Origin of the sequence: Promicromonospora vindobonensis (assembly GCF_042685865.1) — a bacterium.
In the GTDB taxonomy this organism is placed as follows: Bacteria; Actinomycetota; Actinomycetes; order Actinomycetales; family Cellulomonadaceae; genus Promicromonospora; species Promicromonospora vindobonensis.
Genome location: NZ_JBHUOG010000001.1, coordinates 707282 through 720433, shown reverse-complemented (window position 1 = coordinate 720433; position 13152 = coordinate 707282). Strand labels below are relative to the sequence as shown.

The following is a 13152-nucleotide window of genomic DNA, read 5'->3' as shown; positions in this document are numbered from 1 at the left end:
CCGTCTCCTGGGGTGTCGTGCGGTACTGCCCCAGGGTCTGACTTCATGTCGACATGAAGTCAAGCCACGGCCCTCGTTACGGCGCGGCGGACTCGGCTCGCGGGTTGTCGCGGGGGAGCAGCAGCACCGTCACGGCCATCAGGGCCGCGCAGCCCACGACGCACCAGAACACCAGGTGCATGGCGTGCGCCAGGCCGGGGCCCTCGGGGGTGCCGTCCGCCCCGACGGTGGTCACGGCGTTCACCACGGCGCCCAGCGCGGCCACACCGACGGCCTGCCCGATCGACCGGGCGAACATGTTGGTGGCGGTCACCGCTCCACGCTCGTTCCAGCCCACGCTGTGCTGCGCGGCCAGCAGCGTGGGCACGGCCACGAGGCCCATACCCATGCCGATCACGAACACGGCGGCCGAGATGTGCCACACCTCGGAACCGGTGCCGAGGCCGAGCGTGAGCAGGGACCCCGTCAGGACGATTCCCGCGCCGATGATCGCTGTCCAGCGGAACCCGATGGACAGGTAGATCCGGCCGGACAGGGTCGCCGCGAGCGGCCAGCCGACCAGGAGCGCGGCCAGCGCGAACCCGGCCACGAGCGGTCCGACGCCGAGCACGCCCTGCGCGTAGATCGGCACGTACGTGGACAGGCCAAGCGTGATGACGCCTACCCAGAGCCCCGCAGCCGTCGACGCACCGACCACGCGGCGGCGCAGCAACGCCAGGTCGAAGATCGGGTGCGCGCTCCTGCGGGACGTGACCGCGAACGCCGCGAGCAGCACCGCCGAGGCGACGAACATCCCCACCGACTGCAGCGAGACCCAGGCCCAGGCGTGCCCGCCCTCGAGCAGGCCCAGCACCAGCGCCGTGCTGCCACCGGTCAGCAGGGCGGCGCCGAGATAGTCGATGGGTTCACGCTCGCCCTCGCGCTCCTTCTCGTGGAACCGGCGCCAGAGGACCACGGCGGCCACGGCCGCGATCGGCACGTTGACCCAGAAGATCCAGCGCCAGCTCACGAACTGGCTGAACACACCGCCCAGGGTCGGGCCGAGCACGGAGGAGGCGGCCCACACGCTCGCGAGGTACCCCTGGATCTTGGCGCGCTCGGCGAGGGTGTAGATGTCGCCGGCGATGGTCATGGACATCGGCATGATCGCGCCGGCGCCCAGGCCCTGCAGCACGCGGAACCAGATGAGCGCAGGCATGCTCCAGGCGACGGCGCACAGCACCGAGCCGAGCAGGAACAGGCCGATCCCGACCATCATCACGCGCTTGCGCCCGAACACGTCGGCCAGGCGCCCGTACAGGGGGACCGTCACCGCCTGCGCCAGCGTGTACGCGGAGAACAGCCACGGGACCTGCTCGAACGCGCCGAGCTCTCGCGCGACGGTCGTCGACGCGGTGGCCAGGATCGTGACGTCGAGGGCCACGAGCGCCGTGGAGAGCATCAGCGCGCCGAGGATCGGGCCGCGGTCACCGCGCAGGCCGAGCCGCACGTCGACCTCGGCGCCGGAGGGCTGCGCGGTCATGTCCGGGTCTTTCGAGTGTGCTGCACGACACATGCAAAGTTGCCCGGGGCACCGCCTATTCCCGGCGGCTGTTCCTGGCGCCCGGCGCCCGGCGTCGGCGCTAGACCCGGCGGTTACCGGGCCAGCCCTCCGGCACCGCACCGCGGCCGCCGTCGGGCACCGCGTCGGCGAGGCGGCAGAGCGTGCCGGCGAACGCGTCGACGTCGGCCTCGTCGTCCCCGATGGCGTCCCGCAGCGTCCGGTCGAACGCGATCGCCGCGGACTTGAGCCTGCGGTACAGGGCCTCTCCCGCCTCCGTGACCTCGATGCGCTGCACGCGGCGGTTCGACGCCTCCCGGGTACGGAGGACCAGCCCACGGTCCTCCATGCTGCGCAGATGGTGCGTCAGCGTCGCCTCCCTGATGCCGACGGCGCCGGCGAGCTCGCGCTGGGTGGCCGGGGTGCCCTGGTGCAGCGCGAGCAGGATGTGCCAGACCTGCCAGCTCCCTCCCTCCTCGGTCAGCAGCGCGTCGAACGAGCGCATCACCCGCTGCACCGAGTGCCACAAGGTGACCGCCACCGGCACGGGGCCGCCCTGACCCGGCCCTTGTCCTGGCCCGGTTCCGGAGACGCTGCCGACTGGTTCGCCGCTGGGCTGCCCGCTTGGTCGCATGAGCGCAGACTAATTCGAACCTCGCCGAAATGCGTTGACGCCTAATCCTTAGATGCCTAACGTTGGCGGCCGAAGGTACGCGCACCCACTAGGAGACTCGAGATGGCCACGCACGACAGCACCGGCGCCACCGGTACCACCACCCAGCTCTCGCCCGAGGCGCTCGACGGCGTCCTGGCCCCGCTCGCCGCGAGCCTCGGCGACCGCCTGCTCACCCCGTCCGCTGCGACGTTCGCCGAGACGGCTGCCCTGTTCGTGGGCGGCCCGGCGCGGACACCGGCCGCGGTCGCCCGCGTCCGGACCACCGACGAGGTCGTCGAGGCGCTCGCGATCGCGCGCGACGCGGGCCTACCGCTCGCGGTGCGCAGCGGCGGCCACCACCAGGCCAGGCACGGCCTGGTCGACGGCGGTCTCGTGCTCGACCTGCGCCTCCTTGACGGCATCGACATCGACGCGGCGGCCGGCGTCGGGCACGCCCAGGGCGGGGTTGTCGCCGGCGCGTACACCGCCGCGGCGGGGGCGCACGGGCTGGCCACCGGGTTCGGCGACACGGGAAGCGTCGGCGTCGGTGGCATCACGCTCGGCGGTGGCATCGGCTACCTCAGCCGGCACGACGGGCTCACCGTCGACAACCTGCTCGGTGCCGAGGTGGTCCTCGCCGACGGTCGCGTGGTGCGGGCCGACGCCGACGAGAACCCCGACCTCTTCTGGGCGCTCCGGGGCGGCGGCGGCAACTTCGGCGTCGTGACCCGGCTGGACCTGCGCCTGCGGGAGCTGGGCACGGTCACGGGCGGCATGATGATGTGGGTGCCCACCCCTGCCACGCTCGCAGCGGTCCTGCGGGCGTTCGCCGAGGGGCCCGACGAGTTCGCAGGCATGGTGAACGTGATGGTGGCGCCGCCCGTCCCGATGATCCCGGCAGAGTTGCACGGCAAGCCGATCATCATGGCGCTCCTGTGCCACTCGGGCACGGCAGCAGAGGCCGACGAGGTGTTCGCGCCGCTGCGCGCGCTCGGCACGGTGCTCGACAGCGTCCAGGAGATGCCGTACCCGGCGATGTTCGAGGGCGCCGGCGGTCCGCCGCCCGGCGGGATGGGCGACGCGCGGACCGGTTTCCTCGGCCAGGGCGCGTGGGCGCCGGACGAGGCCTGGGCCGCAGAGGTGATCGAGACGGTGTCCCAGGCGGCCGGCCCCGCCGCGGTGAACATCCGTGCCATGGGCGGTGCGATCGGGCTGGTCGACCCGGCGGCGACGGCCTTCGCGCACCGGGACCCGGCCTTCATGGTGACGGTCGGCAAGTTCGCGCCGGCCGTCGAGGCGCTCCCGGCGGCGAGCGAGTGGGTGGAGTCGGCCGCGCAGGCGTTCGGTATCAGCGGGCGCGGCTACGTGAACTTCATGGGGACCGCCACCGAGCAGGACGTGCGCAACGCCTACCCCGAGGCCACGCTGGCCCGCCTGCGCGAGGTGAAGCGGGCGTACGACCCGCAGAACACGTTTGGGTATATTGGCACGTCAGAGGCTGTTTCTGGGCCATAATCGGGCATCCTGGCGGGCGCGGATTGTTGGCGTGTTTTCAACGTCGTGATGGTCCGTGATGTTGGCGGGCCAACATCCGCCAGCTGATCGGGCCCGACCTGTGGAAAGATCTGCCCCATGGCTGCAGAGATGCCCGACGAGTACGCCCCGCGCCTACGGCTCACCGTCACGGGCGGCGACGGTGACGCCGACCGCACCGGGTACTGGATGGCGACGGGGCCGCAGGACCCGAAGGACGCGTACGCGATCATCGAGCGGTCGCGCACCCCGGGCCCTGACGGGTACGTGTTCTACGCGTGGTACCTGAACCGGCGCTCGGTGCCGGAGTACAACGGGCCGACGACGCACATGCTCACGGTCGCCCACGGGTTCCAGCCGACGTACGAGGCGGCGCTGGCCGACCTGACGGACGCGTGGGTGGAAGAGATCGGGACGCGATGACCGGGCACCTGGTCCTCGGCGGCGTGCTGCTCGCCACGGGCGCGCTGCTCGTGCTGGTGTGGCCGGGCTGGCCGACGGCGACCGCGGCCGCGGTGTTCGTCGGTGCCGCGGTCGTCGAGCTCGTGCTCGCCGTGCGTGCGCCGCGGCGCGGCTGACCCCGGACACACGAAACCGCCCCCACCGTCCGGAGACGATGGGGGCGGCTGGCCCGTGCGGGCGGGTGGTAGGTGCACTCCTCGGATTCGAACCGAGTCCTTCCGGCGAACCGGCGGCGAACCTGCGAGCACTTCCCATGGTGGGCGTCCCCTGTATACCCGGCAGCGCCATGGGCTTCGCTGCGTTCGGGCAGTCTGACCCGGAGGCCTACGTTGCCGTTCGAGGAGAGTCTACTCCGAGGGACAGACAGTCAGGCCTTGGGCGTGCTCGACAGCCCGAAACGCCGCAGTGCGGCGTCCACGGCGGGGATCGCCATGATGCGCGTGAGCGCGGCGGCGATCGCGGCCACGGTGGCAGCGGCACCGACGAGCCAGGCGAGCCATGCCGGGGGCAGCACGGCGGCCAGCTCCTCGCCGAGGACGGCCACGGCGGCGGGCAGCACGACGCCGGCCGTCAGGACCACGGCGATGACGGTCTGCACGACGGTGCGCACGGTGGCGCGGCCGGGGAACGCGGTCTGGGACGAGACGGGGGTGGTGTCCTCGAACATGGGTCAGCCTTCCTTGCTGATGGTGATGGTGAGGTTCTCGAACAGGGCGTCGAGTCGCTTGAGGACCTCGTCCGGGTTGACGCTGCCGTTCGCGGCGAGCACCTTGACGGTCTCCAGGAGGGCCCGTTCCCGTGCGGCCGAGGCCGACATGTGCTTGAGGTCGTTCTCCCTCTGAGCCTTGAGGGTCTCCTCGATGCGCTCCAACTTCTCCACGGTCTGTCGGCCGTCGTGGAGAATCTCCTTCTGCTCGGTCTTGGTCAGGTCGCTCATGAATCCTCCAGCTTTGGTCAGGGTTCGGCCCGCGCGGATGGCGGGCAGTTCGGCATACAGGTGCCTACCGGGGCACGCAGTCTGTGACACGTCCCGGTGACCGCGCAGCGGCGCGGAGAGGACCCAGAGGTGCCCCTTGCCCTCGGCGTAGATCACGGCCGCCGTAGCGAGCTGCGCGGCCGTCGGCTCGTGGATCTCGTAGTTGCCGGCGAAGCAGATCGACCGCGCCGTGGAGTTTCGGCCGCCGGTGTGGGTACCGCGACGGTTCCAGGACACACCCTGGTACGCGCGTCCGGACGGGAAGATCACCACGTTGTAGGAGATCCCCGTACCGAACCGGGACTGACCCACGGACTCCAGCGCGCGCATCTGCTCGCACTCGTCCTCGACGCTCGCGTCGGGCGAGAGCTGGGCCGTGACCGAGTGGTGCACGAACACCTCGTCCGCGGGACCGGTCAGGGTCAGGTCGCCGTCGGGGTACCGGGGACCCCACCTCTTGCGGGTGGCGATGGGAATGATCACGGGTCAGCGCCTCCAGGCGAGTAGTGGGCGGCGCAGGCGGGTCAGGTCGTCCTCGACGGAGGTCTGCCACGCGTCGGCCTGGGTGATGTGGTCGGTCAGCCGGGTGTCGGTCGTCTTGGCGATCGTCACCGCGTCCTGTGCGGCACTGGCCGCAGCCTCGGCTGCGACGCGGGTAGCGGTGAGCTCGTCGCGCAGGTTCGGGTAGTCGGCGTCCGCGTGCTCGTTCTCGGTGTGTGTGCGGATCGCCTTGGTGTCGCGGTGGGTGCGGATCGTGGAGACCAGGCTGGGGACCTGGAAGCCGAGCAGGACCAGGGCGAGGGCGGCGACGGCTGGCCAGGAGTCATAGGACGAGAGGTCGGGCATGGCGTTCAGAGCTTGTAGGTGACGCCGTCGAGGTACACGATCGACTGACTCACCAGCGAGGCGTTGTTGGCGGTCAGGATGATGGCGCCCGTGGTCGCGATCTGGATTCCGGAGACGCCGGCGTCGGCGGGGGCCGCTACGCCGATGGCTGCCGTGCTGCGGCGTGCGTCGCTGACGGGGCGGTGCTCGAGTGCCACGGTGCCGATGGTGACTCCGCGCACCAGGTCTCCCGAGACCTTGGTCAGGGTCCCGGACAGGGTGATCCACCCCGCGCTGGAGATCTCGGAGGTGGCGTTGGTGGTGTACCCGGACCCGGCCAGGATCGTGGAGGGGTTGGGCGGAGTCCACAGGGCCACCCAGCCGCCGTAGTAGATGTACAGGGCCTCGTCGGCCCAGGCCATCTGCCCGTCGGCGGGTGCCGGGTAGGCGCCGTCCCGTTCGGCCGTGGTGGTGAACTGGGGGATGCCGCGCGCCAGCAGGAACGCGTACATGTCTGCGATGGTCTGCGGCAGCTGGTAGGCGTCCTGCCAGGACGGAATGAACGTGGCGCCCTGGAGCGGGTCGGTGACGGGCATGGGCTACTCCTGGGGTGTGGTCGGCTCGGGTGCGACCGGTGGCGGGTCGAACTCCGTGGGCGGGTAGGTGCTGGAGATGCCGAGCGCACCAGCCGTGGTGATGACGACGGCGCGGACGGTCGGCGGGTCGAACCCGAGGGCCGTCATGACGGCGAGCGGGTCGGACACGTCGACCTCGCGGATCTCCTGCACGCCGGTGGTCGCGTGGGCGTCGTTGGTGGGCGTCTCGCTCATCGGTCCCCTGTCACGGTGTGCTGTAGACGATGCGGAGCTTGAGGTTCAGCTCGGCCACGAGCTCCCCGCCGTAGGAGCGGTCGGAGAACATGGCGTCGCTGGTGGTGTCGGCCCAGAACCCGATGCCCTGGATCGTCCCCGCGGCGAGCGCGGTGACCCAGGACTCGGGGATGACGTACCGGGCGGTCTCGTGCCGGCCGAGGGCGGGCAGGCGGATCGGCCCGAACCCGGGAGCCCAGACGTGCGCGGCCTCGTCGGGCGGCGGGGTCCCGTTGTTGTACGAGTGTCCGTACATCACGGGGTTGACCAGGTCGGGGCCGCCCGCGTTGCGGCGGATCTGCATGTCGACGAGGTGCACGGTCGCGCCGTCGGCGGCCAGGTCGTCCAGCGTGGCGGGTGCCTGGTGGTTGATGATCGCGCCCGCGTCGTAGTAGATGCGTGGCGCGTCGACGCCGACGGCGCCGGACTGGTTCGGCAGGTGCCCCTGCTCGAAGCTCTGGCCGGTGGTGAACGAACCGGTCGCGTAGTAACCGTGATCCTGGGAGAACCACGAGTCGTCCGCACGGTGGGCGCGGCGCCAGTTGTTGTAGATGTTGAGGTAGGTCTCGAGGTACGGGTTGCTTACGGCGGGGGTGGTGATCGTGGAGGCGAACACCCACCCGGCGTCCGACGGGATCAGGAGGGCCCGCTCGCCGACGACGGGCGCTGGCGCGGAGGACAGCATGATGGGCTGGAACTCCTCGCCGTCGGTCTCGAACTGGCATGTGACCGCGCGCGGGCTGGCCGTGTACGCGGTGACGACGGCGATCCGGGACACGGCCTGACGGCCGCGCAGGATCATGGCGAGGGTTGCGCTGGGGCTCGTCATGACGTCACCTCCCGTAGCTGGCGCGTGCGCACGGGGAACGCACCCGCTGGGGTCAGTGGCAGCGTGAAGCTGTCGACGATGTGGCGGCGCACGACGGCCGCACCCGAGGTGGGGTTGACGGTCTGCACGTCGACGACGTCCAGGGCCTCCAGCCCGGCGTGCGGGATCGCGGACAGGTCGAGCGCGGACGCTGCCCCGGTCCGCTTGCCCAGCTCGGCGTCGGCCACGGTGCGGCACGACCCGAAGTCCTCCAGCTCGGGGAAGGACAAGACCGTCACGCTCTTGCCGTACAGGCCCGCGTCAGGGTCGCCGTACCGGGTGGGGCTGGACGCGGCCGTGTCGGTCGCCATCGCGGAGTAGGTCGTGTTACCAACGGTGGCGCCGATGACGCGCACCCGGTTGTAGACGTTCGCCCGGGAGGACGTCCGGCGGGCGTCGAGGAGGGAGTGGCCGGCGGCGGCGGCGAACGTCCACACGGGGGGTGTGGAGACGGTTGGGGCGTCGGCGATCACGAACCGCCCGGTCGGGTCGGCGTACACCACGGCGCCGATGGACGAGGCGAGGGACTCGATCAGGCCCCACCGGTCACTGTCCTCCGTGCGGGGCAGCACGCGGCCGTCCCTGCTGGCCTGTACGGACACGGACGCCTGCGGCAGGGTCTCGGTGATCAGCGACCGGATGATCGCCGTGGCCGACGGCCCCGACACGGTGCGTGGTGAGGTGAACTGGTCGTCGACGACGTACGCCTCCCGGGACACGCCGGTCACGGTGACGGCGGTGCGCCCGAGGTCGGACCCGTCGGCGTCGTCGATGCGGAACCTGCCGACGGGCACGCGCAGCTGGGGGCCGTCGGGTGCGACGAGGGCGTGGGTGACGCGCAGCTCCTGGCCGTAGTGGCCCAGGATGTCCGTGGACCGTTCCGGCAGTGCGGGGACCTGCGTGTAGCGCCCGGTGGGGATGAAGGGCGGCACGGTGAGGCTGATGCTGCGGCGGGTGGCCGCCTGGGCGTTGACGGTGATGGCGCCGCCCACGACGGGCAGGCCCGCGTGGAGGACCTGCCCGCCTTTGAGGACGTCGACCAGGACGACGAGGCCGTTGCTGGCGCGCACGACGTCGCCGTACCCGTCCGGCACCGACCACATCAGGACCACGCTCCTTGTGCGAGCTCGAGGTGGCTGGCCACGGTCGCGGCGATCTCCGTGTGGGAGGTGAAGCTGGCGGCGATGTCGTCGTGCGTCGCACCGAACACGCCGGTGCCGGACCCGGCTGGGGCGACGGCCTCGGTGATCGGCAGGGAGAAGGGCCGCTTGCCGTACAGGTCGGGCCGGATCGGCAGGGTCCCCTGGCTGGGGTTGACGACCTGGTAGTACCCGGAGGGCAGTTCCTCGGGCTGGGGCACGGTCTGCAGCAGGACGGTCTGTGCGGGTGCCTGGCCGATGATCTGCCACAGGGCGGCCGTCTGCCCCGCATCCTGGGACAGGACGCGCAGGGCGGTGCTGAGGGACCCGAGACCGGCGGACTGCGCGAGGGACGCGGCGGAGGACTGCGCGATCGCGACCCCACCCGGCACCTGCCAGGACCCGCCGAGCGTGGGCCGGGACATCTCGCCCACGTCCTGCACGGCCACGCACGTGGCCATGTCCGCGCGCCCCGGGATCTTGACCCAGAGGCCGTGCGCAGCGCCCGTGGTGGAGACGGTGGCCTCGGTCGGGACCAGGCGGATCGACGTGGACGCGTTCGGTGTGCCGGTCCACTCGGCGCCCGGGGTGTCGCCGTCGAAGTAGTCCGGGACGGTGCTATCCCCGGGCACGCCCAGGGCGAGGGCAACGTCGATGACCTGGTTCACGAACCGGCTCTCCTGCGGGAAGTTCGACCCCAGGCGCAACTGGTCGAAGTCGGCGTTGTTACTGACGACGGCCTCCAGCCGCACCCAGGTGTTCGCCGGGAGGGTGGCGCTGCCGCCGCTCCCTCCCTGCGCGCCACCGGCAGCAGCGCCGTCCAGGTAGGCGTCCTTTCGGACGGTGATGTTGGACACCGCCACCGACGAACGCACGTAGATGGCGAGGGCGAGGGGTGTACCGGCCAGGACGATGGGGAGCGGATTGCCGGGACCCTGGTCGTATCCGTACTGCGCGTTGCCTGTACCGGCAGCAGTGAGCGTGTACCGGGCGTACGTGGTGGATCGTGTCCCGTTTGGCAGGAGTGGGCCATCGAGCGCGCCCGTGACCATACTCTCGTTGGCAGTGGAGCCGCCGAACGCAGCCCACCGCGCTGCTACCGTCGCGCGCGGGTCGGTCACCAGGTTTGTCAGCCCGACCTGCACCTCGTCGCCCGCACTGTCGTACCCGACGCACGAGTACGTCACATCGACACCGAGCGGGGCCTCGTTGTCGACCCAGAGGAGCGTGCCACCAGCGACAGCCCGCCGCTCCAGGTCCCGCACCGGGATCGCACCCTGCCCCGGCGACGTCCGCATGATCGTCACCCGCGACACCGGGGCAGGCCACGCCGACCCGTTCACCTGGATCTGCACCGCAGCGCGCACCGGGTCGAACGTGACCGTGAGAATCCCGTCAGGGCTCGTCGGCATCAGTAGCTCCTCGCGTAACGGGACGCCCGATCCTGGGCGGCCTCATGACCAGCCAGGCCCCGGGCAGCACCACGCTCCAGCGCGGCCTCCAGACGGGCGAACTGACCCTCGGAGAACGTCGCCGCCGGGGACGTCGCGAACGACGGCCCACCGAGCACCGAGCCGTCGGCCTGGGCGACGACGCGCGCACCCATGCGGGACGCGGTCTCCTCGAGGATCTCCATGGACCGCTGGCGCTTGGACGGGGCGAGGGGGATGTACGCCTCGCCGCCGGTCTCCGGCTCCGCCCAGACACGCCAGGCGCCGGCCGGGGCGATCTGCGCGACGTGGTTCTCGTTGAATCCGCCGTCCGCGAACGTCAGACCACCAGCGCCGCCGAGGCCCGTGGCGATGTGGCGCTCCGCCGTGACACCGATGGTTGCGTTCAGGCCATCGATGTAGTTGTAGAGCGCGGTCGCCTGGGTGTACGCGTTGCCCGTGTTCGCCGCGACGTCGATCTCGGCGTGGAGACCGTCGATGTACTGCCGGGTCTCGCGTGCTTCGGCCCGCGCCTGGCGGCCGTCACCACGAATGTCGGTGTCGACGCGCTCAGGGATCAGGCCGTACTCGTCGGCCAGCCGCCCGGCCTCACGCTTCGTCAGACCGAGCGCCGTGACCTGGTCGATGAACGCATCCCTCGCGTCACGGACCCGGCCTCGCAGCTGCTTCTGACTCTCGCCCGCACCCGCGGCGGCCTTGACCTGGCCGTCGAGTGCCTTCGCCACTCCCCTGACCTGCTCGTCCAGGAGACGGCCGGACCTCGTCGAGGTGTCGAACTCGCCGTCGAGCAGCTCCATGCTGACCTTCGACCCGTCCGCCGCGTACCCGACGCCGCCGATCTCACCGGCGAGCCGGTTCGTGGTGTCCGACAGGCGCGCCGCGGCCTCAGCCGGGATACGCATCTCGTTCAGCTTGTCCTGCGTCGGCGTCAGTGCGTTGTCGATCAGCTCCGTACGGATCTGCTCGGCGGTCCGCTCCGTCGACTCGTCGAAGTCGGCGAGGTTCTTCTTCGAGTCCTTGGTGAAGTCGTCGAACTCCTGCGCGCTCTCGTCGGACACGAGGCCGAGGTGCCCCATGCCCTGCACGACGGCGTTGATTCCCTCGATGATGGGCGGCAGCGCGGAGGACGCAAAGTCGCCGAACGCCTCCGTGCCCGACGCGGCGCCCTCGGCGAGCGCGATACCGAACCCGACGGCAGCGTCGGCCGCGTCGAACAGGGTGGTGACGACCGCTTCCCGGTTCTCCGTGACGAAGGTGGCGAAGCCCTCGATCTCGGGGGAGAACGCGATGGCCAGCGACCCCTTGACCTGGGATGCGGCGAGGTCGATGTTGCGTACGGCGCCGTCGAGGATGCCCTTGGCGTTGTCGCCCAGGGTGCTCAGTGCACGGTCTGCGGCGCCCTCGACGGAACCGAACTCGTCGGCCGCGGTGGACAGGTCCATCGCGAACAGGGCCTCGCCGAGGTCCTCCGCCTGGGTGCCGAACAGGGCCACGGCGGCGGCGTCGCGCTTGGCCGGGTCCTCGATCTTGCGCAGCCCGTCGAGCACCTGGTCCAGGCCCTTGGCCGCACCGTCGCCACCCTCGGCGATCTGCGCGGTCATCTTCTCCGCGTTCAGCCCGACAGCCTCGAAGCCCTCCGCGGAGAGCTCGGACCCGTCGACCGCCCTGATCGAGAACTCCTTGATGGCGTCCGCGGCGATGTCGGTGTCGCGGGCGCCGGCCTGCACGGCCTGGGAGATGAGGCCGAACGCCTGCTCGCCGTCGAGGCCGACCTTGCGGAACTGGGTGCCGTACTCGTCGATGACGTCGAGCAGGTCCTCGCTGACGTTCAGTCCGGCCTGCGATCCCTTGACGATCAGGTCGAGGGCGCCGGCCGCGTCCTCGGCGAGCCCGGTTCGGATGGCCGTCGACGCGGCCTTCGACAGGGCGGGGATCTCTTCGCCGATGAGGTCCGAGACGCCGGACAGGGACGCGATGACAGCCTGTGCGTCCCGCTCGGTGGCCTGCGGGTCGAGCAGGCCCGACTCGATGGCGACCCGCGCCGTGTCCATGTTGGCGGCGATCGACTCGCCCCAGTTGGACGCGTACGCCTCGCCAGCGGCACGGCCCAGGCGGGCCACGGTCGCCTCGTCCAGGCCCGTGCGCGCGGCCAGGGTGTCCGCGTTGACCTCGGCGTCCAGGCCCGCGAGCACGGAGTCCGAGACAGCGGTGATGATCCCGACGACGGCGCCCGCGATCGGGATGGTCGCCAGCGCGGCGACGATCTTGCCACCGAGGGCGGCGCCGGCCCGCTCGCCGCCGTCGGCCCCGGCACCTTCGGCCTTGTCGGCCAGGCCGTCGAGGTCGTCCTCAGCCTTCGAGGTGTCGGCCTCGACGACCATGGTGGCGCGTGCGCCGCGCAGCGTGGACAGCTCGGCCTCGACCTGGTCGAGCGCGGCCGTGGCCTTGGCGATGTCGGCCGTGACCTCGGGCGTGGTATCCGACTGACGCAGGGTGTCGAGCTCGGCCGTGATCCGGTCGAAATCGGCCTGCGCCTGGTCGATGTCGGCGTCGACCTTGGCGACCGTCTCGGCCGACGAGATCTTCCGGCCTGCGGCGTCGACCTTGTCCAGGCCGTCGAGCGCGGCCTTGGCGTCCGCGTCGATGGTCGTCGTGACGACGTTGCCGTCGATCGCCTTGCCGCGGGTCTCGACCTTCGTCGCGGTCTGCTCGAACGGTGCCAGGTCGCCGGTGAAGATCGATTCCAGCCGGTTGACGATCATGTGCCACCTCCGAGCGCACGAGCTACCCGCGAGCCGGGCTCGGCAGGCAGGGACAAGATGAGGTCACGCAGG

General features: G+C 71.2%; 14 protein-coding genes. 3 read left to right on the top strand and 11 right to left on the bottom strand.

What is annotated here, in order from left to right; genetic code table 11:
* Positions 1-76: 76 nt before the first annotated feature.
* Positions 77-1522 (bottom strand): MDR family MFS transporter, encoded by a 1446-nt coding sequence (locus ACFS27_RS03465; protein WP_377180382.1) that lies wholly within the window; start codon positions 1520-1522, stop codon positions 77-79.
* 100 nt (positions 1523-1622) lie between these two features.
* Positions 1623-2174, bottom strand: a complete 552-nt coding sequence (locus ACFS27_RS03460) for a MarR family winged helix-turn-helix transcriptional regulator (protein WP_377180380.1) — start codon at positions 2172-2174, stop codon at positions 1623-1625.
* Positions 2175-2276: 102 nt separating this feature from the next.
* Between ACFS27_RS03460 and ACFS27_RS03455 the strand changes: the two genes are divergently transcribed.
* The 3 genes from ACFS27_RS03455 to ACFS27_RS03445 all read left to right on the top strand — a co-directional run bounded on the left by ACFS27_RS03455 (position 2277) and on the right by ACFS27_RS03445 (position 4306).
* Positions 2277-3710, top strand: coding sequence for an FAD-binding oxidoreductase (locus ACFS27_RS03455; protein ID WP_377180378.1), 1434 nt, complete (start codon positions 2277-2279; stop codon positions 3708-3710).
* A gap of 117 nt (positions 3711-3827) precedes the next feature.
* Positions 3828-4151 carry a hypothetical protein gene (locus tag ACFS27_RS03450; protein ID WP_377180376.1) on the top strand — a complete coding sequence of 108 codons (324 nt, stop codon included), beginning with the start codon at positions 3828-3830 and terminating at the stop codon, positions 4149-4151.
* The gene (locus ACFS27_RS03445) at positions 4148-4306 is read left to right on the top strand and encodes a hypothetical protein (RefSeq protein ID WP_377180373.1); all 159 of its coding nucleotides are present in this window, start codon (positions 4148-4150) and stop codon (positions 4304-4306) included. The genes ACFS27_RS03450 and ACFS27_RS03445 overlap by 4 nt, the downstream gene beginning before the upstream one ends.
* A gap of 251 nt (positions 4307-4557) precedes the next feature.
* Here ACFS27_RS03445 and ACFS27_RS03440 read toward each other — a convergent pair whose 3' ends face one another.
* From ACFS27_RS03440 to ACFS27_RS03400, 9 genes are read right to left on the bottom strand one after another with little or no spacing between them, the layout of a single operon-like run.
* A complete protein-coding gene (locus ACFS27_RS03440) occupies positions 4558-4857 on the bottom strand; it encodes a hypothetical protein (RefSeq protein WP_377180371.1) in 300 nt (99 codons plus the stop codon).
* Positions 4858-4860: 3 nt separating this feature from the next.
* Positions 4861-5649 carry an N-acetylmuramoyl-L-alanine amidase gene (locus tag ACFS27_RS03435; RefSeq protein ID WP_377180369.1) on the bottom strand — a complete coding sequence of 263 codons (789 nt, stop codon included), beginning with the start codon at positions 5647-5649 and terminating at the stop codon, positions 4861-4863.
* Between the two features lie 3 nt (positions 5650-5652).
* Entirely contained in the window at positions 5653-6012 is a 360-nt protein-coding gene (locus ACFS27_RS03430) for a hypothetical protein (protein WP_377180367.1), read from the bottom strand.
* A gap of 5 nt (positions 6013-6017) precedes the next feature.
* Positions 6018-6587, bottom strand: coding sequence for a hypothetical protein (locus tag ACFS27_RS03425; protein WP_377180365.1), 570 nt, complete (start codon positions 6585-6587; stop codon positions 6018-6020).
* A 3-nt stretch (positions 6588-6590) separates the two neighbouring features.
* On the bottom strand, positions 6591-6821 hold the full coding sequence (locus tag ACFS27_RS03420) for a hypothetical protein (RefSeq protein WP_377180363.1): 231 nt from the start codon (positions 6819-6821) through the stop codon (positions 6591-6593).
* 10 nt (positions 6822-6831) lie between these two features.
* Positions 6832-7689 carry a hypothetical protein gene (locus ACFS27_RS03415; protein ID WP_377180361.1) on the bottom strand — a complete coding sequence of 286 codons (858 nt, stop codon included), beginning with the start codon at positions 7687-7689 and terminating at the stop codon, positions 6832-6834.
* Positions 7686-8831, bottom strand: coding sequence for a DUF5047 domain-containing protein (locus ACFS27_RS03410; protein ID WP_377180359.1), 1146 nt, complete (start codon positions 8829-8831; stop codon positions 7686-7688). Before ACFS27_RS03410 ends, ACFS27_RS03415 begins: the two co-directional genes overlap by 4 nt.
* Positions 8831-10279: a hypothetical protein gene (locus tag ACFS27_RS03405; protein WP_377180357.1), complete on the bottom strand. Its 1449-nt coding sequence runs from the start codon at positions 10277-10279 to the stop codon at positions 8831-8833. Before ACFS27_RS03405 ends, ACFS27_RS03410 begins: the two co-directional genes overlap by 1 nt.
* Positions 10279-13080 carry a phage tail tape measure protein gene (locus ACFS27_RS03400; protein ID WP_377180353.1) on the bottom strand — a complete coding sequence of 934 codons (2802 nt, stop codon included), beginning with the start codon at positions 13078-13080 and terminating at the stop codon, positions 10279-10281. Before ACFS27_RS03400 ends, ACFS27_RS03405 begins: the two co-directional genes overlap by 1 nt.
* Positions 13081-13152: the final 72 nt, after the last annotated feature.

Coding starts and splice junctions, on each gene's coding strand:
- ACFS27_RS03465 (WP_377180382.1), bottom strand. CDS start 1,522: ATGACCGCGCAGCCCTCCGGCGCCGAGGTCGACGTGCGGCTCGGCCTG.
- ACFS27_RS03460 (WP_377180380.1), bottom strand. CDS start 2,174: ATGCGACCAAGCGGGCAGCCCAGCGGCGAACCAGTCGGCAGCGTCTCC.
- ACFS27_RS03455 (WP_377180378.1), top strand. CDS start 2,277: ATGGCCACGCACGACAGCACCGGCGCCACCGGTACCACCACCCAGCTC.
- ACFS27_RS03450 (WP_377180376.1), top strand. CDS start 3,828: ATGGCTGCAGAGATGCCCGACGAGTACGCCCCGCGCCTACGGCTCACC.
- ACFS27_RS03445 (WP_377180373.1), top strand. CDS start 4,148: ATGACCGGGCACCTGGTCCTCGGCGGCGTGCTGCTCGCCACGGGCGCG.
- ACFS27_RS03440 (WP_377180371.1), bottom strand. CDS start 4,857: ATGTTCGAGGACACCACCCCCGTCTCGTCCCAGACCGCGTTCCCCGGC.
- ACFS27_RS03430 (WP_377180367.1), bottom strand. CDS start 6,012: ATGCCCGACCTCTCGTCCTATGACTCCTGGCCAGCCGTCGCCGCCCTC.
- ACFS27_RS03425 (WP_377180365.1), bottom strand. CDS start 6,587: ATGCCCGTCACCGACCCGCTCCAGGGCGCCACGTTCATTCCGTCCTGG.
- ACFS27_RS03420 (WP_377180363.1), bottom strand. CDS start 6,821: ATGAGCGAGACGCCCACCAACGACGCCCACGCGACCACCGGCGTGCAG.
- ACFS27_RS03415 (WP_377180361.1), bottom strand. CDS start 7,689: ATGACGAGCCCCAGCGCAACCCTCGCCATGATCCTGCGCGGCCGTCAG.
- ACFS27_RS03410 (WP_377180359.1), bottom strand. CDS start 8,831: ATGTGGTCGGTGCCGGACGGGTACGGCGACGTCGTGCGCGCCAGCAAC.
- ACFS27_RS03405 (WP_377180357.1), bottom strand. CDS start 10,279: ATGCCGACGAGCCCTGACGGGATTCTCACGGTCACGTTCGACCCGGTG.
- ACFS27_RS03400 (WP_377180353.1), bottom strand. CDS start 13,080: ATGATCGTCAACCGGCTGGAATCGATCTTCACCGGCGACCTGGCACCG.